Source organism: Aeromicrobium wangtongii, from assembly GCF_024584515.1.
GTDB classification, from domain to species: Bacteria; Actinomycetota; Actinomycetes; order Propionibacteriales; family Nocardioidaceae; genus Aeromicrobium; species Aeromicrobium wangtongii.
In genome coordinates, this window is sequence record NZ_CP102173.1 from 2,366,290 (window position 1) to 2,389,974 (window position 23,685).

Annotated in this window: 27 protein-coding genes; 6 read left to right on the plus strand and 21 right to left on the minus strand. The window is 69.0% G+C overall.

The window, feature by feature from the left end; genetic code table 11:
- Positions 1-66: 66 nt before the first annotated feature.
- From NQV15_RS11620 to rpsB, 5 genes are all read right to left on the minus strand, one after another.
- Positions 67-927 carry a phosphatidate cytidylyltransferase gene (locus NQV15_RS11620; RefSeq protein ID WP_232400025.1) on the minus strand — a complete coding sequence of 287 codons (861 nt, stop codon included), beginning with the start codon at positions 925-927 and terminating at the stop codon, positions 67-69.
- Positions 917-1,438 carry a ribosome recycling factor gene (gene frr, locus NQV15_RS11625; RefSeq protein WP_255670025.1) on the minus strand — a complete coding sequence of 174 codons (522 nt, stop codon included), beginning with the start codon at positions 1,436-1,438 and terminating at the stop codon, positions 917-919. Before frr ends, NQV15_RS11620 begins: the two co-directional genes overlap by 11 nt.
- Before the next feature lie 72 nt (positions 1,439-1,510).
- Positions 1,511-2,260: a UMP kinase gene (gene pyrH, locus NQV15_RS11630; RefSeq protein WP_232400026.1), complete on the minus strand. Its 750-nt coding sequence runs from the start codon at positions 2,258-2,260 to the stop codon at positions 1,511-1,513.
- A gap of 48 nt (positions 2,261-2,308) precedes the next feature.
- The gene (gene tsf, locus NQV15_RS11635; RefSeq protein WP_232400027.1) at positions 2,309-3,127 is read right to left on the minus strand and encodes a translation elongation factor Ts; all 819 of its coding nucleotides are present in this window, start codon (positions 3,125-3,127) and stop codon (positions 2,309-2,311) included.
- 29 nt (positions 3,128-3,156) lie between these two features.
- Positions 3,157-4,080 carry a 30S ribosomal protein S2 gene (gene rpsB / locus NQV15_RS11640; RefSeq protein WP_232400028.1) on the minus strand — a complete coding sequence of 308 codons (924 nt, stop codon included), beginning with the start codon at positions 4,078-4,080 and terminating at the stop codon, positions 3,157-3,159.
- A 316-nt stretch (positions 4,081-4,396) separates the two neighbouring features.
- Between rpsB and NQV15_RS11645 the strand changes: the two genes are divergently transcribed.
- Positions 4,397-5,284 carry a peptidoglycan DD-metalloendopeptidase family protein gene (locus tag NQV15_RS11645; protein WP_232400029.1) on the plus strand — a complete coding sequence of 296 codons (888 nt, stop codon included), beginning with the start codon at positions 4,397-4,399 and terminating at the stop codon, positions 5,282-5,284.
- A gap of 42 nt (positions 5,285-5,326) precedes the next feature.
- The gene (locus NQV15_RS11650) at positions 5,327-6,364 is read left to right on the plus strand and encodes an adenosine deaminase (RefSeq protein ID WP_232400030.1); all 1,038 of its coding nucleotides are present in this window, start codon (positions 5,327-5,329) and stop codon (positions 6,362-6,364) included.
- Here NQV15_RS11650 and NQV15_RS11655 read toward each other — a convergent pair.
- Positions 6,337-7,272 carry a tyrosine recombinase XerC gene (locus NQV15_RS11655; protein ID WP_232400031.1) on the minus strand — a complete coding sequence of 312 codons (936 nt, stop codon included), beginning with the start codon at positions 7,270-7,272 and terminating at the stop codon, positions 6,337-6,339. The two genes, NQV15_RS11650 and NQV15_RS11655, sit on opposite strands and share 28 nt — an antisense overlap.
- A 383-nt stretch (positions 7,273-7,655) precedes the next feature.
- Between NQV15_RS11655 and NQV15_RS11660 the strand changes: the two genes are divergently transcribed.
- Both NQV15_RS11660 and NQV15_RS11665 read left to right on the plus strand, forming a co-directional pair.
- On the plus strand, positions 7,656-8,360 hold the full coding sequence (locus tag NQV15_RS11660; protein WP_232400032.1) for an ANTAR domain-containing protein: 705 nt from the start codon (positions 7,656-7,658) through the stop codon (positions 8,358-8,360).
- Position 8,361: 1 nt separating this feature from the next.
- On the plus strand, positions 8,362-9,075 hold the full coding sequence (locus tag NQV15_RS11665) for a GAF and ANTAR domain-containing protein (RefSeq protein WP_232400033.1): 714 nt from the start codon (positions 8,362-8,364) through the stop codon (positions 9,073-9,075).
- A gap of 193 nt (positions 9,076-9,268) precedes the next feature.
- Here NQV15_RS11665 and dprA read toward each other — a convergent pair whose 3' ends face one another.
- Genes dprA through NQV15_RS11680 form a run of 3 tightly spaced genes read right to left on the minus strand, consistent with a single transcriptional unit; the run spans position 9,269 to position 12,344 of the window.
- Positions 9,269-10,405 carry a DNA-processing protein DprA gene (gene dprA, locus NQV15_RS11670; RefSeq protein ID WP_232400034.1) on the minus strand — a complete coding sequence of 379 codons (1,137 nt, stop codon included), beginning with the start codon at positions 10,403-10,405 and terminating at the stop codon, positions 9,269-9,271.
- Positions 10,402-11,982 (minus strand): YifB family Mg chelatase-like AAA ATPase, encoded by a 1,581-nt coding sequence (locus NQV15_RS11675; RefSeq protein WP_232400035.1) that lies wholly within the window; start codon positions 11,980-11,982, stop codon positions 10,402-10,404. Before NQV15_RS11675 ends, dprA begins: the two co-directional genes overlap by 4 nt.
- Positions 11,982-12,344 (minus strand): YraN family protein, encoded by a 363-nt coding sequence (locus tag NQV15_RS11680; RefSeq protein WP_232400036.1) that lies wholly within the window; start codon positions 12,342-12,344, stop codon positions 11,982-11,984. The genes NQV15_RS11675 and NQV15_RS11680 overlap by 1 nt, the downstream gene beginning before the upstream one ends.
- 108 nt (positions 12,345-12,452) lie before the next feature.
- Here NQV15_RS11680 and cobS point away from each other — a divergent pair, with 108 nt between their 5' ends.
- Positions 12,453-13,193, plus strand: coding sequence for an adenosylcobinamide-GDP ribazoletransferase (gene cobS / locus NQV15_RS11685; RefSeq protein WP_232400037.1), 741 nt, complete (start codon positions 12,453-12,455; stop codon positions 13,191-13,193).
- A 15-nt stretch (positions 13,194-13,208) separates the two neighbouring features.
- On the opposite strand, the gene NQV15_RS11690 is transcribed toward cobS, so the two are convergent.
- The 10 genes from NQV15_RS11690 to NQV15_RS11735 all read right to left on the minus strand — a co-directional run bounded on the left by NQV15_RS11690 (position 13,209) and on the right by NQV15_RS11735 (position 19,589).
- The gene (locus NQV15_RS11690; protein WP_232400038.1) at positions 13,209-13,520 is read right to left on the minus strand and encodes a DUF2469 domain-containing protein; all 312 of its coding nucleotides are present in this window, start codon (positions 13,518-13,520) and stop codon (positions 13,209-13,211) included.
- Entirely contained in the window at positions 13,510-14,166 is a 657-nt protein-coding gene (locus tag NQV15_RS11695; RefSeq protein WP_232400039.1) for a ribonuclease HII, read from the minus strand. Before NQV15_RS11695 ends, NQV15_RS11690 begins: the two co-directional genes overlap by 11 nt.
- A 13-nt stretch (positions 14,167-14,179) precedes the next feature.
- Entirely contained in the window at positions 14,180-14,839 is a 660-nt protein-coding gene (lepB, locus tag NQV15_RS11700) for a signal peptidase I (RefSeq protein ID WP_232400040.1), read from the minus strand.
- Positions 14,840-14,984: 145 nt separating this feature from the next.
- Positions 14,985-15,335, minus strand: a complete 351-nt coding sequence (gene rplS / locus NQV15_RS11705) for a 50S ribosomal protein L19 (RefSeq protein ID WP_232400041.1) — start codon at positions 15,333-15,335, stop codon at positions 14,985-14,987.
- Positions 15,336-15,539: 204 nt separating this feature from the next.
- On the minus strand, positions 15,540-16,808 hold the full coding sequence (locus tag NQV15_RS11710) for an ammonium transporter (protein ID WP_232400042.1): 1,269 nt from the start codon (positions 16,806-16,808) through the stop codon (positions 15,540-15,542).
- A gap of 183 nt (positions 16,809-16,991) precedes the next feature.
- The gene (trmD, locus tag NQV15_RS11715; protein WP_232400043.1) at positions 16,992-17,672 is read right to left on the minus strand and encodes a tRNA (guanosine(37)-N1)-methyltransferase TrmD; all 681 of its coding nucleotides are present in this window, start codon (positions 17,670-17,672) and stop codon (positions 16,992-16,994) included.
- Positions 17,673-17,677: 5 nt separating this feature from the next.
- The gene (gene rimM, locus NQV15_RS11720; protein WP_232400044.1) at positions 17,678-18,211 is read right to left on the minus strand and encodes a ribosome maturation factor RimM; all 534 of its coding nucleotides are present in this window, start codon (positions 18,209-18,211) and stop codon (positions 17,678-17,680) included.
- Positions 18,212-18,220: 9 nt separating this feature from the next.
- A complete protein-coding gene (locus NQV15_RS11725) occupies positions 18,221-18,472 on the minus strand; it encodes an RNA-binding protein (protein ID WP_232400045.1) in 252 nt (83 codons plus the stop codon).
- Positions 18,473-18,474: 2 nt separating this feature from the next.
- Positions 18,475-18,963, minus strand: coding sequence for a 30S ribosomal protein S16 (gene rpsP, locus NQV15_RS11730; RefSeq protein WP_232400046.1), 489 nt, complete (start codon positions 18,961-18,963; stop codon positions 18,475-18,477).
- Between the two features lie 206 nt (positions 18,964-19,169).
- A complete protein-coding gene (locus NQV15_RS11735; protein ID WP_232400047.1) occupies positions 19,170-19,589 on the minus strand; it encodes a pyridoxamine 5'-phosphate oxidase family protein in 420 nt (139 codons plus the stop codon).
- 64 nt (positions 19,590-19,653) lie between these two features.
- Between NQV15_RS11735 and NQV15_RS11740 the strand changes: the two genes are divergently transcribed.
- Positions 19,654-20,007: an arsenate reductase family protein gene (locus NQV15_RS11740; RefSeq protein ID WP_232400048.1), complete on the plus strand. Its 354-nt coding sequence runs from the start codon at positions 19,654-19,656 to the stop codon at positions 20,005-20,007.
- Between the two features lie 16 nt (positions 20,008-20,023).
- On the opposite strand, the gene NQV15_RS11745 is transcribed toward NQV15_RS11740, so the two are convergent.
- Positions 20,024-21,949, minus strand: a complete 1,926-nt coding sequence (locus tag NQV15_RS11745) for an ABC transporter ATP-binding protein (RefSeq protein WP_232400049.1) — start codon at positions 21,947-21,949, stop codon at positions 20,024-20,026.
- Positions 21,946-23,682 (minus strand): ABC transporter ATP-binding protein, encoded by a 1,737-nt coding sequence (locus tag NQV15_RS11750; protein WP_232400050.1) that lies wholly within the window; start codon positions 23,680-23,682, stop codon positions 21,946-21,948. Before NQV15_RS11750 ends, NQV15_RS11745 begins: the two co-directional genes overlap by 4 nt.
- Between the last annotated feature and the right edge of the window lie 3 nt (positions 23,683-23,685).

Sequence of the window (23,685 nt, forward strand, 5' to 3'; positions counted from 1 at the left end):
CCGTGATCGACATGCCCCAAGAGTGCCCGGCACCGATGACGCGAAGGTCACCGACCCCGGCGGTGGTCAGCTGACGTCGACCAGCAGGTACAGGATCAGCCACGAGACAGGGGCCACCGCGATGAGCGAGTCGAGCCGGTCCATCAGGCCGCCATGTCCGGGCAGCAGGTTGCCCATGTCCTTGATGCCGAGGTCGCGCTTGATCAGCGACTCCGACAGGTCGCCCAGCGTCGCGAACACGACGCCGGCGATGCCCAGCACGACGCCGACCCACCACGGGCCGTCCAGCGCGTAGGTGACGGTCACGATGCCCGTGACGATGCCGAACAGCATCGAGCCGGTGAAGCCCTCCCAGGACTTCTTCGGGCTGATCGTGGGTGCCATCGGGTGCTTGCCGAACAGGACGCCGGCGACGTATCCGCCGATGTCGGAGGCGACCGTCGCGGCGATGAACGCCACGATGCGCCAGGGGCCGTCGGCCTCCTTGAGCATCAGCACCACGAACGTGCCCATGAGGTACAGGTACGACAGCGAGAAGATGCCGGCGCTGACGTCGCGGACGAATCCTTCGGCACCCTCGGACAGGCGCCACACCATCGTGCCCAGGACCGTCAGCGCCATCGCGACGGCGGCGGTCTCCATGCTGCCGTAGTAGGCGCCGATCAGCATGATCGTGCCACCGGTGATCACCGGGAGGACGGGCAGGTGGATGCGCGCGGTGGAGAAGGCGCGGGCCAGCTCGAACAGGCCGATGCCCAGCGCCACCGCGATGACGACGACGAACGACTCCTTGAGCACCGTCAGGGACACGACCACCATCGCCACCAGGGCGACGCCCACGGCGATGGAGGCCGGGAGGTTGCGCCCCGCGCGGCTGGTCTTGAGCGCCTTCGCGGGTGTCTCCTCGGCGGGAGACTCAGACCTCAAGGAGCTCTGCCTCCTTGTTCTTCAACAGCTCGTCGATGGCCTCGACGTGCTTCTTCGTCAGCGCGTCGAGGCGCTTCTCGGCGCCGGTGTTGTCGTCCTTGCTGATCTCGGAGTCCTTCTCGGCCTTGTCCATCGCCTGCTTGGCGTTGCGCCGGACGCCGCGCACCGCGATGCGTCCGTCCTCGGCCTTGGACTTGGCCAGCTTGATGTACTCCTTGCGGCGGTCCTCGGTCAGCTCGGGCAGCGTCACGCGCAGCACCTTGCCGTCGTCGCTGGGGTTGACGCCCAGGTCGGAGTCGCGGATGGCCTTCTCGATCGCCGGCTTCGCGCCGGCGTCGTACGGCTGGATGATGACGGTGCGCGGCTCGGGCACCTGGAAGCCGGCGAGCTGGTTCAGCGGCGTCTGCTGGCCGTAGTACTCGGCCGTGATCTGCGCGAACATCGCGGGGTGCGCGCGACCGGTGCGGATCGCGGCGAACTCCTCGCGGGTGTGCTCCACAGCCTTGTTCATCTTGCTGTCGGCATCACGCAGTGTCTGGTCAATCACGATGTTCTCCCCATCACGGTCATTGTGTCGTGCAGCCTAGACGGCGTGCACGAGTGTTCCGATCTTCTCACCGCGAAGGACGCGCGCCACGTTGCCCTCGCCCTCCATGCCGAACACGATCATGGGCAGCTTGTTCTCCATGCACAACGCGAACGCTGCGGCGTCGACGACCTTGAGACCCAGGCGCAGCGCGTCCTCGAAGGTCAGCTCGTCGTACTTGATCGCGTCCGGATCGGTGCGCGGATCGGCGGAGTACACCCCGTCGACGCCCGACTTCGACATCAGGACGGCATCGGCCTTGATCTCCAGCGCGCGCTGCGCCGAGACGGTGTCGGTGGAGAAGTACGGCATGCCGGCGCCGGCGCCGAAGATGACGACGCGACCCTTCTCCAGGTGGCGCATCGCGCGCCGCGGGATGTAGGGCTCGGCGACCTGGCCCATCGTGATCGCCGACTGGACGCGCGTCTCGACGCCCTGCTTCTCGATGAAGTCCTGCAGCGCGAGGCTGTTCATCACGGTGCCCAGCATGCCGATGTAGTCGGCGCGGGAGCGTTCCATGCCGCGCTGGCTCAGCTCGGCGCCACGGAAGAAGTTGCCGCCGCCGACGACGATCGCGACCTCGACGCCCTCGGCCACCGCCTCGGCGATCTGCTTGGCGATGCCGTTGACGACATCGGGGTCGATGCCGATCGATCCGCCGCCGAACACCTCGCCCGACAGCTTCAACAGCACACGCTTCAGCTGATGACCAGAGGCCGGATCGCCGACATGCTCTGCAGTGGTCACGAATCCGGCCTCTCGTCAATCAGCGGGTAGAACAGGTGGTGCTGGTGATCAGGCGCCGATCTCGATGTGCGCGAAACGCTTGAGCGTCACACCCGCCTCATCGAGGATGGCCTTGACCGTCTTCTTGTTGTCCTGGACGGACGCCTGCTCGAGCAGCACGTTCTCCTTGAAGAAGCCGTTGAGGCGTCCCTCGGTGATCTTGGCGATCGCCTGCTCGGGCTTGCCCTCCTCGCGCGAGGTGGCCTCGGCGATCTCGCGCTCCTTGGCGACGAGGTCCGCCGGGACGTCCTCACGCGTCAGGTAACGAGGACGCATGGCCGCGATCTGCATCGCGACCTGGCGGGCCACGTCGTGGCCCGACTCGCCCTCGAACTCGACGAGCACGCCGACTGCGGGGGGCAGGTCGCTGGCACGACGGTGCATGTAGGTCGCGACCTGGCCGTCGAACGAGGCCACGCGGCCCAGCTCGATCTTCTCGCCGATGACGACCGCGAGATCGGCAACAGCCTCGCCCACGGTCTTGCCGGCCTCGAACTCCGTCGCGGCGAACGCGGCGGCGTCGGCGGGACGGGTCTTGTCGGCCAGCTCGGCCAGCTTCTCGGCCAGCGTGATGAACTGCTCGTTCTTGGCGACGAAGTCGGTCTCGGAGTTGAGCTCGACGATCGCGCTGCCGTAGTTCGCGACGAGGCCGGAGGTGGCCTCGCGCTCGGCACCGCGCTTGGCAGCCTTCGCGGCGCCCGAGATGCGGAGCACCTCGATCGCCTTGTCGAAGTCGCCGTCGGCCTCGGTGAGCGCCTTCTTGGCGTCCATCATGCCGGCGCCGGTCGCGTCACGAAGCTTCTTGACGTCTGTGGCGGTGATAGCCATGTGTGTTCTCGCTTCTCAGGTAGTGGGGGTCACTCAGCGGCGGGAGCGGCGTCGGCCTTGGGGGCCTCGGCGGCGGGAGCCTCGTCGGCCTTGGGGGCCTCGGCGGCAGGCGCAGCAGCGGAGTCAGCGGTCGCGGCCGGAGCCTCGGTGCCGGCGGCCTTCGCCTCGGCGTCCTTCTTCTCCAGCAGCTCGCGCTCCCAGTCGGCCAGGGGCTCCTCGGCACCGAGCTCGGCGCCGGGCTCCTCTTCACCGGTCTTGGCGCCACCGCGGGCCAGCAGGCCCTCGGCGACGGCGTCGGCGATGACCCGGGTCAGCAGGCCGACCGAGCGGATCGCGTCGTCGTTGCCCGGGATCGGGAAGTCGACGTCGTCGGGATCGCAGTTGGTGTCGAGGATCGCGATGATCGGGATGTTCAGCTTCTTGCACTCGTCGACCGCGAGGTGCTCCTTCTTCGTGTCGACGATCCAGACGGCGGCCGGCGTGCGGCCCATGTCACGGATGCCGCCGAGGGTGCGCGAGAGCTTCGCGTACTCGCGGCTCATGCCCAGGAGCTCCTTCTTCGTGCGGTTGGATCCCGCGACGTCGTCGAAGTCGATCTCCTCGAGCTCCTTCATGCGCTGGAGCCGCTGGTGCATCGTCTGGAAGTTGGTGAGCATGCCGCCGAGCCAACGCTGGTTGACGTAGGGCATGCCGACGCGCTTGGCCTGCTCCTCGATCGGCTCCTGCGCCTGGCGCTTGGTGCCGACGAACAGGATCGTGCCGCCACGGGCGACGGTGTTCTTGACGAACTCGTACCCGGCGTCGATGTAGGCCAGCGACTGCTGCAGGTCGATGATGTAGATGCCGTTGCGCTCGGTGAAGATGAAACGCTTCATCTTGGGGTTCCAGCGACGGGTCTGGTGCCCGAAGTGGACGCCGCTCTCGAGCAGCTGGCGCATGGTGACGACTGCCATGTCGTATCTCCTTGAGGCACACGTGCGTGTGCCGATTCCTGGTTGACTCACCGACGGTTGCCGGTGACCTGGCACCTGTCCGTCGACGTGACCCACCATCCGGCTGTGCCGGACGGACCAGGACCACATCCGTATTCAGCTCTCGCGTCATACGGAGACAGGCGCGCGAATTTCACTTCCGGAGAAGTGAGTGCTCCCCCAGTCTAGGGCACCGACCCGCCCGGAACGAAATCCACAGACCCCGTGCTTGCAGCGGTCGTCCCCAGCCCGCTGCCCGGGCCTGTCGTGGCCCGGCGCGCGGACGTTGGCTGGGCCCATGCCCTTGCGTCTCGCCTGTGTCCTGCTGGTCATCTCCGTGCTGCTGGTGCCCGCTCCCGCGGCCGCCTCCGCACCCGGCTGGTCGTGGCCTCTTGAGCGGCACGAGGTGTCCGGACCCTTCGACCCGCCGGCCGACCGCTACGCGGCGGGACACCGCGGGATCGACCTGTCCGGCGTCGTGGGCGACCGGGTGCGCGCCGTGGCGCCCGGGCGGGTGACGTTCGCCGGGCGGGTCGGTGGCGTGCCGGTCGTGACGATCGACCACGGCGGCGAACGGTCCACCTATCAACCCGTCGCGGCGCGCGTCGAGGTCGGCGACGCGGTCACGGCCCGGCAGGTCATCGGCACGTTGCAGGGTGAGCACAGCCACTGCCCCGGCGCGTGCCTGCACCTGGGCCGGCGCATCGGCGAGGACTACCTCGACCCGCTCGACCTGCTCGGCGCGGGACGCTTCGTCCTGGTCAGTCCCGACGGCGCCCCTCCCCCACCCCCGGCCGGCGCGGGGGGCCGGCTGACCCGGCCCGTGGGCGGCCCGGTGACCTCGCCGTTCGGCATGCGGGTCCACCCGCTCACCGGGGTCCGCAAGCTGCACGACGGCACCGACTTCGCCGTCCCGTGCGGCACGCCGGTGCGTGCGGCCGCAGGCGGGACCGTCACCGCAGCCGGGTCGGCGGGCGCCTACGGGCGCCGCATCACCATCCGGCACGGGCAGGATCTGGAGACGTCCTACGCGCACCTGTCGGTCGTCTCGGTACCGGTGGGCGCCCCGGTGACGGCCGGCGAGGTCATCGGCCGGTCCGGGACGACCGGCCTGTCGACCGGGTGCCACCTGCACTTCATGGTGCGGGAAGGCGGAGCACTGACCGATCCGATGTCATCGCTGTGACCGGGCGCGTATCGCCCGAGGCCGGTCGTGCACCATGAGGGCATGCACGATCTCCTCACCCTGCCCAAGGCCGAGCTGCACCTGCACATCGAAGGAACCCTCGAGCCGGAGCTGGTCTTCGCGCTCGCCCGTCGCAACCGGCTGACCGTCCCGTTCGCCGATGTCGAGGCCCTGCGCACCGCGTACCGGTTCGACGACCTCGTGTCGTTCCTCGACCTGTACTACGCCTGCATGGACGTGCTGCGCACCGAGGAGGACTTCGCCGACCTGGTCACCGACTACGCGCGACGCGCCGCCGCTCAGGGCGTCCGGCACGTCGAGATGTTCTTCGACCCGCAGGCCCACACGTCCCGCGGAATCCCCCTCGACGTGGTGATGGCGGGGCTCACCGAGGGCATCCGACGGGCCAGCGCACTCCACGACCTGTCCGCCGGTCTCATCGCGTGCTTCCTGCGCGACCGGCCCGTGGAGGAAGCGCACAGCACGCTGGACGCCCTGGCCGGGCACGTCGACTCGCTGCTGGGAATCGGCCTGGACTCCGCCGAGGTCGGCTACCCGCCGTCGCTGTTCACCGAGGTCTACCGCGATGCCCGTCAGATGGGTCTGCGACTCGTGGCGCACGCCGGCGAGGAGGGCCCGCCGTCGTACGTCTGGGAGGCGATCGACGAGCTCGGTGTCGACCGTGTCGACCACGGTGTCCGCGTCATGGAGGACAGCGCCCTCGTGCAGCGCCTGCAGTCCGACCGGATGCCCCTCACGCTCTGCCCGCTGTCGAACGTCCGACTGCGCGTCCTGCCCGACCTGAGCTTCCACCCGATGCAGGCGATGCTGTCCGCCGGCTTGGTCGTGACGGTGAACTCCGACGACCCGGCCTACTTCGGCGGCTATGCCGGCGACAACTTCGTCGCCCTGGCCGAGGACCTCCCGCTCGGTCAGGACGACTTCGTGCTCATGGCACGCAACTCCTTCGACGCCTCGTTCATCGACGACGATCGACGCCGCGAGCTCATGACCGCGGTCGACGAGTGGCGGGCCGATGCCGACCAGGACGATCAGGCGCGGGGGTGGGCCAGCTTGTAGGCGCTGCGCAGGCGTTCGTTGCTGACGTGGGTGTAGATCTGCGTCGTGCCGAGCGATGCGTGGCCCAGGATCTCCTGGACGCTGCGCAGGTCGGCTCCACCCTCCAGCAGATGGGTCGCCGCGGTGTGGCGCAGGCCGTGCGGGCCCAGATCAGGTGCCCCCTCCACGGCGGCGAGCCGCTCGTGGACGATGCGCCGCACCGCACGCTGATCGATGCGGCCACCGCGAGCCCCCAGGAACATCGCAGCACCGCTGGACTCGGTCGCCAGCTCGGGGCGTCCTCGTTCCAGCCACAGCTCGAGCGCGTCCGAGGCGGGCAGGCCGTAGGGCACCGACCGCTCCTTGCGCCCCTTGCCGAACACCCGGACGACCCGGCGCTGGCGGTCGAGGTCGTCGACGTCGAGACCGGTGAGCTCCCCCACCCGGATGCCGGTGGCGTACAGCAGCTCGAGGATCGCCAGGTCGCGCAGACCACGCGCGCCGTCGTCGACCAGTGCCGCGATCGTGGCGTCCAGCAGCCCGCGCACCTCGGTCTCGCTCAGGGCGACCGGCAGCTCGCGGTGCGCCTTGGGATTGACCAGGAGCGCCCCGGCATCGGACGTCGCCCGGCCGGTGCGCGCCATCCACGTCGTGAAGACCCGTGCCGATGTGGCCCGCCGGGCCAGTGTCGTGCGCGCCTTGCCGAGGGTCTTGAGATTGGCCAGCCAGCTGCGCAGCACCCGGATCGTCAGATCGGCCGGGTCCGCGACCCCCAGGCGGGCCGCGTGGGCGCCCAGGTTCTCGATGTCGGTCAGGTAGGCGCGGACCGAGTGCGCCGACAGGTCACGCTCGGCGGTCAGGTGCTGCTCGTAGGCAGCCAGGACGGCCGACCACGGCTCGGTCAGCTCGTCAGGGGTCTCGGCACTCATCGTTCCCAGTGTGGTCCCCGGGCGGAGTCAGCCCACGTCGCCGCGCCGGGCGCGCGCTCACGACGGCGATCCTCCTCGACGGCGTGACTGATCCACGCGTTGCCCGGCGAACCCGGTGCCGTGGGCATACAGTGGGGGTCTCCGGTTGGAACAGCAGACGGATCCCAGGTCAAGCACGTCGAACGGGGATCACATGTCCGTCCAGCCGAGTGATCGCGACCAAGCGTGGTCGATCCTGAGCCAGGCAGTCAGCCACCCCACCGGTCAGCACCGCATCCTGCGGCGTTCACCGGACGGGCAGCGATCAGGACCCATCGTCCCGCGGTGAGGCCGAGGGCTGTTCAGCACGTCACACCGGGCAATCCACGACCAAGGGGGCGACCATGCAGGATCGTGTTCAGGCCGCCAGATTCGCCAAGATCATCGGCTCGCTGGACTCCGACCTGTCCGTCCTCGAGCGATTCTGTGAAGCAGGCAAGCAGATGCTTCGTGCGCACGGCGCAGCCATCACGGTGTACTACGACAGCCTCGAACGGCACACCGTGAGCTTCACCTCCGATCTGGCGCTCCGGATCGAGGAGGCGCAGGAGGTGGCCGGCGAGGGTCCCGGCTTTGAAGCCGCCCGCACCAACAAGATGGTGTTCGCGGACTTCAGCACCCCGTCAGGCACCCCATGGATGGCGCTGGAGGACTGCATGGCGGCCTTCAGCTTCGGCGGCACCGTGCTGGCCCTGCCGATCGATGCGGCCGGCGCACGCCTGGGGGTGCTCGTGGCGCACACCCTGTCGGCTTCGGACACCTTCGACGACGCCGCTGCCGGATATCTTTCCTCCGCGCTGGGCCCGGTCCTGCTGGACTACATCGGTCCGACGGCGTTGGAGGCCGAGCTCACCGAGGACTGGTCGTCACGAGCGGTCGTGCACCAGGCGACCGGGATGCTCATCTTCGATCTGCGGATCTCTGCCGATGACGCCCTGACCCTCCTGAGGGCCCATGCCTACGCCACAGTGTCCACACTGCTAGAGGTGGCGGCACACGTCGTGCACGGAGATCTCAGCTTCGATGACTTCAGCATGGAAGGAGACTGACATGGACGACATTCGCGTGGATCAGGCGTTGGCCGAGGTCACTTCCGCACTCCACCACCATCACGACGTCACCGGATTCCTGGCCGATCTGATCGAGGTCTGTCAGCGAGCGCTGGCCGTCGACGCGACGGGCATCATGGTGCTGTCGCGCAGCGGCCGCCTCCAGCTGTTGGCCGCTTCGACCCATCGATCGACCGAGCTGGAGCTGTACCAGTCGCAGATCGACGAGGGTCCGTGCGTCGACGCCGCCGCCGACGACCTGTCAGTCATCCTCGCGGAGGAGGCAGCACTGCGTGAGCGGTGGCCCCGTTTCGGGCCGGCCATGGTCGAGGCGGGCTTCCGGTCGGTTCACTCCATGCCCTTGCGGTGGGAGGGCGCACCCCTGGGCGCGATGGCGCTGTTCCGCCACGAGGCGGTCGCGCTGGACGGACGCGAGGACCAGGCCGCGCGAGCATTCGCCGATGTGGTCGTGCAGGCGGTGATGGACGACGAGCTGCCGGGCAGCTCCGCGACGCAGGACCGCATCGACGCAGCTCTGGCCGGGCGGGTGCTGGTCGAGCAGGCCAAGGGCGTGATGGCCCGGCACCGAGGGATCGGGATGGGCGATGCGTACGATCTGCTGATCGAGCGCGCCACCGCATCAGGACGCACACTGACCGAGGCCGCCGCAGAGCTCGTCGCCCAGGCTCAGCGAGGTGAGCTCGACCCCGCCTGAGCAGGGTGCTGAACGCCAGCACCGGCGAGGTCGTCGGGACCTGCTCCCTCGACGGGTGACCTTCAGCACCTACATCGGTCCGGAGTTCCGGGCCGAGGCGAAATCGCAGCCGAACGGTGAGCAGGACCGGAGCGACGCATCGAACACCGACGAGGTGCAACCGGAGGCTGACGAGCCGACGGCGTCGGCCACATCATCCGATGTCCGCGCGCCGGTGCAGCACCCAGCCCGCTCCGCTGCGCGTCGCGAGCTCCTGTCGCTCCAGCAGCGCCAGGGCTGACCGCACATCGCGCTCGCTGATCCTGGCCTCGGCCGCGATGTCGGCCGCTGACCTGCTGGTGCGCCAGTCGAGGCCGTCGAGCGTCGTCCGCGCGGCCGGCGGCAACAGGTCGAACTCCGTCGAAGGACTCGCCGCCGCGGACTCCTCGGCGCCGAGACCACCGAGCTCCTCGAGGACGTCCTTGCCCGAGGTGACCAGCACCGCCTTGCCCTCACGCACGGCCGCGTGCGCCCCACCCGACGCCTGGGAGGTCACGGGGCCCGGCACGGCCATCGTGACCCGGCCGAGCTGATCGGCCCAGTTCAGCGTGTTCAGCGAACCACTGCGCACCGCTGCCTCCACCACGACGGTGCCCTGGGTCAGCGCGGCGATGATCCGGTTGCGGGACAGGAACCGGCGTTTGATCGGGGTCTGCCCGGGTGCCTGCTCGCTGATCACCAGCCCTTCCTGTGCGATGTGCTCGAGCAGGCCCGCGTGCGAGCGGGGATAGTCGATGTCGGCCCCGCAGGCGAGCACGGCCACGGTCGCCCGGCCCATCGCCAGTGCGCCGCGGTGGGCGCATCCGTCGATGCCGTACGCCGCGCCACTGATCACGGTCCACCGCCCGTCCGCCAGGTCAGCGGCCAGATCAGAAGCGCACTCGGCCCCATAGGTCGTGCAGGCGCGCGCACCGACGATCGCGACGGCCTGCTCGCCCAGCTCGGCCAGGTCTGCCGCGCCTCGCAGCCACAGGCCCAGCGGTGCACCGCTGGTGCCGTGCAACGGCTCGACGTGCTCGAGATCGCCGAGCGCATCGGGCCAGCCCCGGTCACCCGGGCAGATCCAGCGCAGCCCGGCGGCCGTCGCGCGGGACCGGCAGATCTCGACCAGGCGGTCCAGGTCGTGCGACCGCTCGGTCCAGGCCTCGGGCATGCGGAAGCCCGGCAACGGTGAACCGCCGCGGACCGCCTCGACCACACGACCCGGCTCGTGCACCGCGAGCAGGTCCGGGAGGCGGGGATCGCCGGGTTCGGCGACGAGGCTGAGGGCCAGGCGGTCGTGCCGCGTCATGAGGCCTGCACCAGATCACGCATCGGCCCGCCCAGCGCAGTGCCACGACGCAGGCAGAGCGCGGCATCCACATCGTCCGCGCCGGGGACGTCGTGCCCGTTCAGATCGGCGATCGTCCAGGCCAGACGAAGGATGCGGTCGGCCGACCGCGCATTGAGCTTGTTGCTGCGCAGCTGCTGATCGACCAGGACGCGCCCCTCGTCCCGGACGGGCCAGTGCTTGCGCAGCTCGACCCCCGGCACCTCGCTGTTGAGCCGCCACGGGCTGCCGCTCAGACGACGCTCCTGACGGCCGCGGGCCTGCAGGACCAGGCCCGCCAGCTCTGCGGTCGACCGCGCCCCCGTGATCGCGGCGGTCAGATCGGGCCTGCTCATGGCCGACAGCGTGCGATGGATGTCGATGCGGTCACGGATCGGCCCCGACAGCCGGTCGGCGTAGCGCCGACGCATCAGGGGGGTGCACCGGCACTGGTCGGCCACGGCCGAGCTGAGGCCGCAGGGGCACGGGTTCGCGGCCAGCACGAGCTGGAACCTGGCCGGGAACGCTGCCGTCATGGCGGCCCGGGACACCACGACGTGACCGCTCTCCAACGGCTGGCGCAGCGCCTCCAGGACGTTGGAGGCGAACTCCGGCGCCTCGTCGAGGAACAGGATGCCGTGGTGGGCCAGGCTCAGCGCGCCGGGACGGATGACCTTGCTGCCGCCGCCCACGATCGAGACGGCGCTGGCCGTGTGGTGCGGGTCCAGGAACGGTGGACGGGTCAGCAGGGGTGCGTCGCTGGGCAGCACCCCGGCCACCGAGTGGACCGCGCTCACCGCCAGCGACTGCTCGTAGGTCAGGTCCGGCAGCAGCCCGGGCAGCCGTTGCGCCAGCATCGTCTTGCCGATGCCGGGCGGCCCGGTCATCAAGACGTGGTGCCCGCCCGCGGCCGCGACCAGCAGCGCCATGCGGGAGTCCTCCTGTCCGGAGATGTCGGCCAGGTCGAGGTGGGCCAGCCGGTCGGCGGACGTCCAGGAGATCGACGGGCTGTCGTCCAGTGGCGGGACCGGCGGGTCATCGGGTTCCTGCTGCCCGGTGAGCAGCGCGACGGTCTGCCGCAGCGATCGGACCCCCACCACGCAGATGCCGTGCACCAGTTCGGCCTCCGGCACGTTGACCTCGGGCACGAACACCCGGTCGAATCCGGCCTCAGCCGCCGCCAGCGTGGCCGGCAGGACGCCTCGGATGGCCCGCAGGCGCCCGTCGAGCGCCAGCTCGCCCAGGAAGGCAGCACCCGCCAGCTGCTCGGCCCCGATCAGCGACTTGGCGGCGAACACCGCCAGCGCGATGGCCAGGTCGTAGTGCGAGCCCGACTTCGGCAGCGTCGACGGCGCCAAGTTGATCGTCACCCGCTGGTCGGGCCAGGTCGTGCCGGAGTTGGCCACCGCGGACCGGCACCGGTCGCGTGCCTCGTTGACCATCGTGTCGGCCAGGCCGACCATGACCGTCTGCGGCAGCCCACCGCCGATGTCGACCTCCACCTCGATCGGGCGCCCCGCCAGGCCGTCGAGCGTCACCGAGTGGGTCGCGGCGGCCATCAGGCGACTCCGGCGATGCGTTGGACGACCGGGCCGCCCTTGGGCGGGACCACGACCGAGACGACGTCGATGCGCACGCTCGGCGGCGCGATGTCGTGCACCTCGAGCCAGTGGCTCGCGAGCCGGCGCAGACGGGCGGCCTTCTGACCGGTGATCGCCTCGAACGGGCCGCCGTGCTCGTGGGACGTGCGGGTCTTCACCTCACAGATCACCAGGGTCGAGCCGTCCCGGGCCACGATGTCGATCTCGCCGAAGCGACACGTCCAGTTGGTCGCCAGCACCACCATCCCGATGGATCTGAGGTGCTCGGCCGCCACCCGCTCGCCGTAGTCGCCGACGGACTTGCTGCGCTGATACGTCATGGCTCGAGCCTCGCCGGGGCGGCAGCGGCGATCCAGCGGGCACGGGCAACCTGTGGACGGCGCACGGGCGCGGTCATCGCTGTGGAGAACCGGCTCTAGAATCGCCCGGTGACTGCACTGACGAGACCTTTTCGTGGCCTGATCCTGGCGGTGCAGTTCCTGACCCGCATCCCCACACCGCAGGTCCGCGACTTCCACGAGGACGACATCGGCCGGTCTGCCTTCTGGTTCCCCGCCGTCGGACTCATCGTCGGGCTGGCGGTCGCGGTGCCCGTCGAGCTGTTGTCCGACCGTCCGCAGCTCGCGGCGCTGGCCGGCCTGGTCATCTGGGTGTGGGTCACCGGCGCCCTGCACATCGACGGGCTGGGCGACGTGGCCGACGCCCTCGGTGCCTCGCACCGCGATCCGGCTCGCTACGCCGCAGCGCTCAAGGACCCGCACATGGGCGCGTTCGGCGTGGTCACGGTCGTGATCCAGCTGATCGTCAAGTTCGTGCTGCTGTCGGAGGCGGCCAGCCAGGACCTCACCTGGGTGCTGGTGCTCGTACCGGCCTGGGCCCGTTGGATCAGCCTGGCCCTCCCCCGCCTCACGACGTCCCTGCAGGCCGGTCTCGGCGAGCGGTTCGGCGGCCAGATCACCTGGCCGACGATCACGGTGTGGGTCGTGGGCCTGTCCGTCGCGAGCGTCCTGACCGAGCCCGTGCTGCTGGTGGCGATCCCCGTGGCGGGCCTGATCGCGTTCTACTGGCACCGCCGGCTGGGTGGCGTCTCGGGCGATGGCCTGGGAGCCAGCACCGAGGTGTCCGAGAGCGTCCTGCTGATCGCCCTGGTCGCCACCACGCTGGGCTGAGGAGCCTGATCGGGCTCAGTCCGCGTCGGGCACCTTGACCTCGGAGTCCTGCAGCTCCTCGACGTTGACGTCCTTGAACGTCAGCACCTTGACGTTCTTGGCGAACCGCGCCGGGCGGTAGATGTCCCACACCCAGGCATCGCTCATCGAGACCTCGAAGTAGGCGTCCCCCGTCTCCGAGCGCACCTTCACGTCCACCGCATTGCACAGGTAGAAACGGCGATCGGTCTCGACGACGTACTTGAAGATCGAGACGACGTCGCGGTACTCGCGATACAGCGCGAGCTCCATCTCGGACTCGTACCGCTCCAGGTCCTCAGAGCTCATGGTGTGTGCCTTCCATCGCTGCCTTGACGTTCACGTAGGTCTTGCGGTGCTCCTCGCACGGACCCAGGGAGCGGAGCGCGGCCTGGTGGACCGGCGTGCTGTATCCCTTGTGCGTGGCGAAATCGTATGCCGGGAACTGCTCGTGCATGCGCACCATGATGCGGTCGCGTGTCACCTTGGCGATCACCGAGGCCGCCGCGATGGACGCCGCGACCCGGTCGCCCTTCCACATCGCGAGGCCCGGGACGCCCAGCCCGTCGACCGGGAAGCCATCGGTCAGGACGTAGCCGGGACGGACCTCGAGCTTCCACAGCGCCCGCCGCAGTGCGGTGATGTTGGCGTGCTGCAGTCCCATGCGGTCGCAGTCGGCGGCCGGGACCACCACGACCGACACATCGGCCGCCCGCTGCATGATCAGCTCGAAGCACGACTCGCGGCGCTTCTCGGTCAGGAGCTTGGAGTCGGCCAGACCGGGGATGGGTCGATCCAGGACGACCGCAGCCGCGACCAACGGTCCGGCGCACGCTCCGCGCCCGGCCTCGTCCACACCGGCCACAGGGTGCAGCCCCTGGCGCGCGAGCGCACGCTCGTAGCCGTACAGACCCGCGTCGCGGCGGATCGTGGAGCCCTTGGCCAGCGTCGTCATGGGATCTCGTCGGTCACTTGTCGTTGATGGCTTTGAATGCTGCCGGTTTGTGGATGAACCCGGCCCGGTTCAGCGGCCAGACGCGGAACCATGCCTTGCCGACGACCGCCTTCTCCGAGACCTGTCCCCCGCCGGGATCGCCCAGGTGCGCGCGCGAGTCCGAGGAGTTGCCGCGGTTGTCGCCCATCACCCACAGGTACCCGTCGCGGACCTTGACCTCGAATGTCCGGTCCTTGGTCGCCGACTCGTCCAGCAGGTACGGCTCGTCGAGCTTGACGCCGTTGACCGTGAGCTTGCCGTCGGTGCAGCACGCGACCGTGTCGCCGCCGACGCCGATGACCCGCTTGATCAAGTGGCCACCGGTCGGGAACAGGCCGACCTTCTCCAGCACCTTCTGCAGGCCGTTCGTGGCGTGACGCGAGTCCTCCGCGCCCAGCCAGCCTCCCGGGTCGTCGAACACCACGATGTCGCCGCGCTGGACGTCCCCGCCCCAGTAGGACACCTTCTGGACGAGGATCTTGTCGTCGACGAGCATCGTCGGCTCCATCGACTCCGACGGGATGTAGAACGCCTGGAGGAAGAAGGTCTTGACGATGACCGCCATCACCATGGCGGTCAGGACGAGAAGGATCGACTCCTGCCAGACAGGGAGCTGTCGCTTCTTGTCGGTCACCCGGAGAGCCTAGCCGGAAAGGTCAACGCGGCGACGCACGGATGGAACGTGTTCCCGTCCAGCCGTCCCGGACACCGACAGGGTGGTTCGGAAACGACAGCTGCCCCCGCCGCGAACGGCGAGGGCAGCTGCTGAGGGAGGCGACTCAGATGTCGCGCTTCTCCTTGATCTTGGCGGCCTTGCCGCGCAGGTTGCGCAGGTAGTAGAGCTTGGCGCGACGAACGTCACCGCGGATGGCGACGTCGATCTTCTCGATCACGGGGGTGTGCAGCGGGAAGGTGCGCTCGACGCCGACGCCGAAGCTGACCTTGCGGACGGTGAACGTACGACCGATGCCCGAGCCCTGGATCTTGATGCAGACGCCCTTGAAGACCTGCACGCGCGAGCGGCTGCCCTCGATGACCTTCACGTGGACCTCGAGCGTGTCGCCCGCGCGGAAGGAAGGCAGATCGGAGCGCAGCGACTCGCTGGCGACCTGATCGATGATGTTGGTCATGGTTGACTCCTCGTTGGTGCCACAGGTCACCCACGGCTGGTGATGAAAAGGAAGTGGTTCGGCGGTGATCGACGGCTCCCCTGTGGCAGATCCGTCCGGCGCCAAAGGTCAATGTTGCCATATGCGACACGAGCGGCGTTAATCGGCCACCGACGCACAACGCGCCCGCCGGATACCGGCGGGCGCGTCTGTCGTGCGGGTCGGTCAGCTGAGGGCGTAGCCCTCCTCGCCGTGCAGCACCGAGTCGATACCGGCGGCCTCCTCGTCCTGCCCGATGCGGAAGCCGATCGTCTTGCTGATGACCGTGGCGAGGACGAACGACACCACGAAGGAGTACGCGGCGACCGCCACGGCGGGGATCAGCTGGACGATGAACTGGTCCAGGTTGCCGCCACCGGTGAACAGGCCGGTGTCGATCGCGAAGAAGCCCAGGTACAGCGTGCCGATGACGCCGGAGACCAGGTGGATGCCGACGACGTCGAGCGAGTCGTCGTAGCCGAGCTTGAACTTCAGGTCGACGGCGATGGCGCACACGCCGCCGGCGAGCAGGCCCAGCACGATGGCCCAGATGGGCGTCAGCGCGACACAGGCCGGCGTGATGGCGACGAGGCCCGCAACGGCACCCGAGGCGGCGCCGACCGAGGTGGCCTTGCCGTTCTTGAAGTGCTCGATGACGATCCAGCCCACGATGCCGGCGGCGGGGCAGGCCAGCGTGTTCAGGAAGATCAGCGCGCCCTGGCCGTTGCTGATCGCAGCACCGGTGTTGAAGCCGAACCAGCCGAACCACAGGATCGCGGCACCGATGAGCACCAGCGGGACGTTGTGGGGCTTCTGCAGCTCCCGGCTGAACCCGACGCGCTTGCCGAGCACGAGGGCCAGCGCGAGGGCCGCCGCACCGGCGTTGATGTGGACCGCGGTGCCACCGGCGAAGTCGATCGTGCTGACGTCCAGACCCATGTCCGAGCCGAGGGTGCCGATCCATCCGGTCATGCCGTCGGCGTCGAAGGAGAACACCCAGCCGGCGACCGGGAAGTAGACCAGCGTCGCGAACAGGCCGGCGAACAGCATCCACGGGAAGAAGCGAGCGCGGTCGGCGATGGCGCCGGAGATCAGCGCGACGGTGATGATCGCGAACGTGGCGCCGAAGGCGGTCGACGCCAGGACGACACCGGCGTCTGCCGCTGCGTCACCGCCACCGAAGGCGGCGGTGGCCGCGTCCTGCATGCCGAAGTCGGAGAATCCGTTGCCGACGATGCCCGGGATCCAGTCGTCGCCGCTGTCGGTCAGCGTGGCCATGTTGCCGCCGTACAGGACCCACAGCACGCCGACCAGGCCGATGGCGCCGAAGCTCAGCATCATCATCGAGACGACGCTCTTGGCCCTGACGAGGCCGCCGTAGAAGAACGCCAGACCTGGCGTCATGAAGAGAACCAGGGCCGCTGTGATCAGCAGCCAGATGATGTCCGGGGTCATGAAGAACCTCTCTTGGGGGTGTGTGGTTCCGCCGAGCCAGCGACGTTGCTGCATTCGGACGCTCGTCACACTGTGTCGTCGAGAGGTTTTGCGGGCCTTGCCTGAGCATGTCCGCGGTGTTACGTGACCGTGGTTTGTGTTAAATCCATGTCACGCGACGGGGGTTCGGCCTGCAACGGCAGGTCAGGACAGCAGGTCGGGACGGCGCTGACGCGTCCGTTCCACGGCCTGCTCGTGCCGCCATGCCGCGATCGCCGCATGGTTCCCGGACAGCAGCACCGGCGGGACGTCACGTCCGCGCCACGAGGCCGGCTTGGTGTACACGGGGTACTCCAGCAGCCCGTCCTGGCCGTGGGACTCCTCGACGAGCGACTCCGGATTGCCCATGAACCCCGGGACGAGGCGCACGACGGCCTCGATGATCGCCAAGGCCGCGACCTCTCCCCCGTTGAGGACGAAGTCGCCCAGCGAGATCTCCTCGACGCGCCACGTCGTCGCGGCCTCGTCGATGACCCGCTGGTCGATGCCCTCGTAGCGGCCGCAGGCGAACACCAGGTGCTGCTCGGCGCTGAGCCGTTCGGCCACCCGCTGCGTGAAGGGCGTGCCCGACGGCGTCGGGACGACGATGACGGCCTCGTCGGTCGCCAGGGTGTCCAGGGCCTCACCCCACGGCTCGGCCTTCATGACCATGCCGGCGCCGCCACCGTAGGGCGTGTCGTCGACGCTGCGGTGCTTGTCGTGGGTGAACTCGCGCAGGTCATGGGTGGCGATCTGCAGCAGACCGGAGGACTGCGCCTTGCCCGCCAGCGACAGCTGGAGGGCGTCGAGGTAGGCGGGGAAGATCGAGACGACGTCGATGCGCATGGTGCTCAGTCGCCGGCGAGGTCGGACGCGGCGTTCTCCGCCTGGTCCGGGTCCAGCAGGCCGGCGACATCGGCGACCGTCACGAAACCGCCGGCGATGTCGACGACCGGGACCAGCTCGGTGACGAACGGGACGAACACCTCTCGCCCGTCGACGTCGACGGTCAGGGTGTCCTGGTAGGGCAGGTGGACGAGTCCGGTCACGGTGCCGACGACATCGTCGCCGGAGCGGACCTCGAGGCCGACCAGCTGGTGGTCGTAGAACTCGTCGGGATCGTCCGGGGTGTCCTCGGGGTCGATGACCGCTTCGAGGACGGTGCCGTGCAGCTGCTCGGCGGCGGTGCGATCGGGGATCTCCTTGAACGCCACGACCAGGCGTCCGCCGTGATGGCGCGCCGATGCGACGGTCAAGGTTCGGGGTCCACACACGACAGACGAGCCCGGGGCGAAGCGCCGGTCGGGCTCGTCTGTTCGGATGTCGACGTTCAGCTCACCACGGATACCGTGGGCGCGGCCGATACGGCCGATGACGACCTGCATTGTCACCGTCTAGCTACGACGGTCGACGTCCACGAAGTCGATGCGTGCACCGCCGCGACCGGCGATAGCACCCGCGACCTTGCGGATGGCTGTGGCCGTACGGCCCTGTCGGCCGATGACCTTGCCGAGGTCGTCGGGATTGACCCGAACCTCGAACAGCTCGCCTCCACGCGTCTGCTTGGCGCGGACGTCAACATCGTCAGGATGCTCGACGATGCCGGAGACGAGATGCTCGATGACCTCGATGAGGGGTGCGGCCACGATCAGGCCTTGGCCTCGTCAGCGGGTGCTGCGTCGGCTGCGGCGTCGGCGACGGGATCGCCCTGCACCTTGGCCTCCTCGGCGGCGGGCTCGGCCTCGGCGTCAGCCTTGGGCGCGTCGGCCTTCTTGGCGGCGGCCTTCTTGGTGACGGCGTCGGCCTTGGGCTCGCTGTGCAGATCCTTCAGCGCGTCCTGGAAGATGTCTTCCTTGCTGCGCTTCTCCGGGGCGAACTTCATGGTGTTGTTGCCACCGATGTCGCCGGTGATCTTCAGCAGCGCGGCGACGGCCTCGGTCGGCTGGGCGCCGACTCCGAGCCAGTACTGCGCGCGCTCACCGTCGATGTTGATGATCGACGGCTCGGCCTTGGGGTTGTACGTGCCGATCTCCTCGATGACACGGCCATCGCGCTTGGTGCGCGAATCGGCCACGACGACGCGGTAGAACGGGGTACGGATCTTGCCCATACGCTTCAGGCGAATCTTGACTGCCACGAGTGTGGTGTCTCCTCAGATGTGTGTATGTGGTTGACCAGCCGGTGCCGCGTGGGGACACGGCCGACGAGATCGGTGAGCCGGAGCGCACGAGGATGAGAGGGTCCCCGCGCAGACCGGACGCAATGCTTCATTCTGCCAGATCGATGCCGTGGGCTCCAATTCGGCACCCCCGACCGGAGGCCGCCGGTCTCGTGCGACCGCGCTCAGTGCTGCCGGACCCGCCGGCCGCCGATGCGCCGCTCGTGGATGACGATGATGACGTCCCGCTCCCCCGGCGCCCACGGGCGCGGTCGTGCCGTCGCGAGCAGCTCGGAGATCAGCGCCGGATCGTCGACCCGATCGGACGAGCCGACGACGGTGACGTTCCAGCCACGCTGGTAGGTGTCGTCGTGGAAGTCCGCCCCGAAGGCGACGTCGTCGTGCCCCTCACCCAGCTCCGCCAGGACGCTGTCGGCCGTCGTGCGGAAGTAGATGTCGTGGCCGCGCACGGCGAAATTCACCGGCAGCAGCTGCTGCCCCTCGTCGTTGACGAAGGCGACCCGCCCCACGGTCGTCGTGCCCAGCAGATCGCGGCACTCCTGCTCGGACAGCGCGGTGAACGAGCTTCTCGTCGCATCGGTCATGGCCGGGCCCCTCTCCTCGGTGGTGTCCTGCTCCGATCATGACAGGTCGCTCTACGATCGGGTCATGGCTGACCTCACCGTGTTCCATCACACCGGGTGCTCGACCTCGCGCCACGCCGTCGACGAGGTGTCGGCCGCCGGCATCGATGCCGAGGTCGTCCAGTACCTGAAGACCCCGCTCGACCGCGCATCACTGCTCGGGCTGATCGACAAGCTCGAGGACGAGCCGGCCGATCTCGTGCGCAAGGACGGTTTCTTCAAGGGCCTGGGCCTGGATCCGGACGACTTCGTGACACCCGATGCCGTCGCCGACCTGCTGGTCGAGCATCCCCGGCTGATGCAGCGCCCCGTGCTGGTGCGGGGCGACCGGGCGATCATCGGACGCCCCAAGGACCGCGTGGCCGCCTTCCTGGCCTGACCCGGCCCGACCGCCGTCAGGCGGTCGGGGCCGCGAACTGGGCCGAGTACAGCCGCTCGTACGCTCCCCCGGCCGCTCGCAGCGAGTCGTGCGTGCCCTGCTCGACGATGTGCCCGTCCTCCATCACCACGATGTGGTCGGCATCGCGGATCGTCGACAGGCGGTGCGCGATGACGAAGGACGTCCGGCCCGCGCGCAGCTGCTCCATCGCACCCTGCACGAGCGACTCGGTGCGGGTGTCGACCGAGCTCGTCGCCTCGTCGAGCACCAGGATCGACGGATCGGCCAGGAAGGCCCGGGCGATCGTCAGCAGCTGGCGCTGGCCGGCGCTGACATTGGTGCCCTCGTCGTCGATGACAGTGTCGTACCCGTCCGGCAGCGTCCGCACGAAGTGGTCGACGTAGGCGGCCTCGGCGGCAGCGATGATCTGCTCCTCGGTCGCCCGGTGCGCACCGTAGGCGATGTTCTCGCGGATCGTGCCGTTGAACAGCCAGGTGTCCTGCAGGACCACGCCGAAGTTGTCGCGCAGCGGACCACGGTCCATCCGGGCGATGTCGACCCCGTCGAGCGTGATGCGCCCCGACTGGACGTCGTAGAACCGCAGGACCAGGTTGGTCAGGGTCGTCTTGCCGGCGCCCGTGGGCCCGACGATCGCGACGGTCTGGCCCGGCTCGGCCACCAGGTCGAGGTGCTCGATCAGCGGCTCGTCGGGCGAGTACGAGAACGACACGTCCTCGAAGACGACCCGGCCGCGGACCGGGTCCGGGAACGGCGCATCGGCCTCGTCGGGACGTTCCTCGTCCTCGTCGAGCAGCCCGAAGACCCGCTCGGCCGACGCGACGCCGGACTGCAGCACCTGGATCATCGCGGCGAGCTGCGTCAGCGGCTGGGTGAACTGGCGCGAGTACTGGATGAACGCCTGCACGTCGCCGATGCTGAGGGCACCGGACGCGACCCGCAGGCCGCCGATGACCGCCACCAGCACGTAGTTGATGTTGGCCACGAACATCATGACCGGCTGCACGATGCCGGAGATGAACTGCGCCCGGAAGGACGCGTTGAACATCGCGTCGTTGCGCGAGTCGAACTCCTCACGCGCCTCGGCCTGGCGACCGAAGACCTTGACCACCTCGTGACCGGTGAAGACCTCCTCGATGTGGCCGTTGAGGCGCCCGGTGCTGGCCCACTGCTTCATGAACTCCGGCTGTGAACGCTTCGTGACCGCCTTGGTGATGAGGAAGGCCAGTGGGATCGTGATCAGGGCGACGAGCGCCAGCAGCGGTGAGATCACGAACATCATCGCGAGGGTGCCGATCACCATCAACAGGGACGTGAGCAGCTGGCTCATGGTCTGCTGGAACGACTGCGCGATGTTGTCGATGTCGTTGGTCGTGCGCGACAGCACCTCGCCGCGCTCGGTGCGGTCGAAGTACGACAGCGGCAGCCGGTTGATCTTGGCCTCGACGTCGTTGCGCAGGTCGGCGACCGTCCGCTGCACCACCACGGTGGCCAGACGCCCCTGGAACCACTGCAGCAGCGATGCCAGGACGTACAGCACCAGCACCCCACCCAGCACCCACGACAGGCGGGTGAAGTCGATGCCCGAACCGGGCTGGAGATCGACCGACGACACCAGGGAGGCCAGCTTGTCCTGACCGTCCGCGCGCAGCTTCTCGACGACCTCTGCCTTCGTGGACCCCGCCGGGAACTGGTCGGACAGGTAGCCGGTGAACACGATGTCGGTCGCGTGCCCCAGCACCTTGGGGCCGACGACCGACAGACCCGTCGCGACGACGCCGAACGCCACCACGCCCCAGACCATCATCCGGTCGCGCAGCAACCGGCCCATCAGGCGCCGCAGGGTGCCCTTGAAGTTGCGGGCCCGCTGCGGGCCCATCCCCATCCCGGCCAGCGCCGGCCCACCCGGCCGATGTCCGCTCATGCCGTCGCCTCCTCAAGAGTGAGCTGGGACAGGACGATCTCGCGGTAGACCTCGCAGGTGTCCATCAGCTCCGTGTGCGTGCCGGTGCCGACGACGCGACCCTGGTCGAGCACGACGATGCGGTCCGCGGTGCGGATCGTGGAGACCCGCTGGGCCACGATGACGACCGCCGCATCGGCGGTGACCGTCCTCAGCGCGGAGCGGAGGGCGGCATCCGTGGCATAGTCGAGCGCGGAGAAGGAGTCGTCGAACAGGTAGATCGCCGGCTTCTTGATGATCGCCCGGGCGATCGCCAGACGTTGCCGCTGGCCTCCGGACACATTGCTGCCGCCCTGGGCGACCGGGGCCTCGAGGCGCTCGGGCATCTTCTCGACGAAGTCCTTGGCCTGGGCGATCTCCAGCGCGGCCCACACCTCCTCGTCGGTGGCGTCCGGCCGTCCGTAGCGCAGGTTGGAGCCGATCGTGCCCGAGAACAGGAAGGGGCGTTGCGGCACGAGCCCGATCGCCGACCAGACGTTCTCCGGGTGCAGCGACCGGACGTCGTGCCCGTCGATCTGGACCACGCCGTCGGTGACGTCGTACAGCCGCGGGATGAGCCCCAGGAGGGTGGACTTGCCGCTGCCGGTCGAGCCGATGATGGCGGTGGTCTCCCCCGGACGGGCGATCAGGTCGATGTCGTGCAGGACGTCCTGCTCGGCGCCGGGGAAGGCGAAGGACGCACCGCGGACATCGACCATCCCGCGGGTCAGCTGGACCTGCTGCGCGCCCTCGGGCGCCTGCACGCTGGGCTCGGTGTCCAGCACCTCGGTGATCCGCTCGGCCGACACCTCGGCACGCGGCCACAGCATCAGCATGAACGTGGCCATCATGACGGACATCAAGATCTGCACCAGGTAGTTCTGGAAGGCTGTCAACGTGCCGACGTCCAGGTCGCCGCTGCTGATGCGGTACCCGCCGAACCAGGTCGCCAGCACGACCGCGACGTTCATGATCAGCATGACGATCGGGAACATCATCGACATGAGCCGGCCGACGCCGATCGCGACCTCCATGTTGGCGCGGTTCGCGTCGCCGAAGCGCTCGGCCTCGTAGTCCTCCTTGACGAAGGCCCGGATGACGCGGATGCCCATGATCTGCTCGCGCATGACGCCGTTGATGCCGTCGATCCGGACCTGCATGAGCCGGAACAGCGGACGCGCCTGGCGGATCACCAGACCGATGCTGACCACCAGCACCGGGACCACGAGCAGCAGCAGCCCGGACAGCTCGACGTCCTGGCGCAGCGCCATCACGATGCCGCCGAAGCACATGATCGGCGCCGTCACCAGCAGGGTCAGCGCCATGAAGACGATCAGCTGCACCTGCTGCACGTCATTGGTCGACCGGGTGATCAGGGTCGGTGCGCCCAGCTGCGCCATCTCCCGGGCGGCGAAGGTCTCGACCTTGCCGAACACCCCGGCCCGCAGGTCGCGGCCCAGCGCCATCGACGTCCGCGCCCCGTAGTACACCGCCACGATCGTGCACAGCACCTGCAGCACCGTGATGGCCAGCATCACCCCGCCCGTGCGGATGATGAAACCGGTGTCGCCGACCACGACGCCGCGGTCGATGATGTCGGCGTTGAGGCCGGGAAGGTACAGATTGGCGAGCGTCTGGACCAGCTGGAAGAACAGGACGATCGCGATGGGCCGCTTGTAGGGCACCAGGTACGTCCGCAGCAGCGGAAGGAGCATGAC

Bases quoted from the DNA above. Each gene is read 5' to 3' on its own strand.
- NQV15_RS11665 (WP_232400033.1), top strand. From the start codon at position 8,362: ATGGACGACATTCGCGTGGATCAGGCGTTGGCCGAGGTCACTTCCGCA.
- NQV15_RS11695 (WP_232400039.1), bottom strand. From the start codon at position 14,166: ATGACGACGCTGGCCAAGGGCTCCACGATCCGCCGCGACGCGGGTCTG.
- NQV15_RS11680 (WP_232400036.1), bottom strand. From the start codon at position 12,344: ATGACGTATCAGCGCAGCAAGTCCGTCGGCGACTACGGCGAGCGGGTG.
- dprA (WP_232400034.1), bottom strand. From the start codon at position 10,405: ATGACGCGGCACGACCGCCTGGCCCTCAGCCTCGTCGCCGAACCCGGC.
- NQV15_RS11675 (WP_232400035.1), bottom strand. From the start codon at position 11,982: ATGGCCGCCGCGACCCACTCGGTGACGCTCGACGGCCTGGCGGGGCGC.
- trmD (WP_232400043.1), bottom strand. From the start codon at position 17,672: ATGCGCATCGACGTCGTCTCGATCTTCCCCGCCTACCTCGACGCCCTC.
- rpsB (WP_232400028.1), bottom strand. From the start codon at position 4,080: ATGGCAGTCGTCACCATGCGCCAGCTGCTCGAGAGCGGCGTCCACTTC.
- rplS (WP_232400041.1), bottom strand. From the start codon at position 15,335: ATGACCAACATCATCGATCAGGTCGCCAGCGAGTCGCTGCGCTCCGAT.
- NQV15_RS11745 (WP_232400049.1), bottom strand. From the start codon at position 21,949: ATGAGCGGACATCGGCCGGGTGGGCCGGCGCTGGCCGGGATGGGGATG.
- NQV15_RS11710 (WP_232400042.1), bottom strand. From the start codon at position 16,808: ATGACCCCGGACATCATCTGGCTGCTGATCACAGCGGCCCTGGTTCTC.
- tsf (WP_232400027.1), bottom strand. From the start codon at position 3,127: ATGGCTATCACCGCCACAGACGTCAAGAAGCTTCGTGACGCGACCGGC.
- NQV15_RS11690 (WP_232400038.1), bottom strand. From the start codon at position 13,520: ATGAGCTCTGAGGACCTGGAGCGGTACGAGTCCGAGATGGAGCTCGCG.
- frr (WP_255670025.1), bottom strand. From the start codon at position 1,438: ATGAACAAGGCTGTGGAGCACACCCGCGAGGAGTTCGCCGCGATCCGC.
- NQV15_RS11650 (WP_232400030.1), top strand. From the start codon at position 5,327: ATGCACGATCTCCTCACCCTGCCCAAGGCCGAGCTGCACCTGCACATC.
- rimM (WP_232400044.1), bottom strand. From the start codon at position 18,211: ATGCAGGTCGTCATCGGCCGTATCGGCCGCGCCCACGGTATCCGTGGT.
- NQV15_RS11750 (WP_232400050.1), bottom strand. From the start codon at position 23,682: ATGCTCCTTCCGCTGCTGCGGACGTACCTGGTGCCCTACAAGCGGCCC.
- NQV15_RS11740 (WP_232400048.1), top strand. From the start codon at position 19,654: ATGGCTGACCTCACCGTGTTCCATCACACCGGGTGCTCGACCTCGCGC.
- NQV15_RS11655 (WP_232400031.1), bottom strand. From the start codon at position 7,272: ATGAGTGCCGAGACCCCTGACGAGCTGACCGAGCCGTGGTCGGCCGTC.
- NQV15_RS11645 (WP_232400029.1), top strand. From the start codon at position 4,397: ATGCCCTTGCGTCTCGCCTGTGTCCTGCTGGTCATCTCCGTGCTGCTG.
- NQV15_RS11735 (WP_232400047.1), bottom strand. From the start codon at position 19,589: ATGACCGATGCGACGAGAAGCTCGTTCACCGCGCTGTCCGAGCAGGAG.
- NQV15_RS11660 (WP_232400032.1), top strand. From the start codon at position 7,656: ATGCAGGATCGTGTTCAGGCCGCCAGATTCGCCAAGATCATCGGCTCG.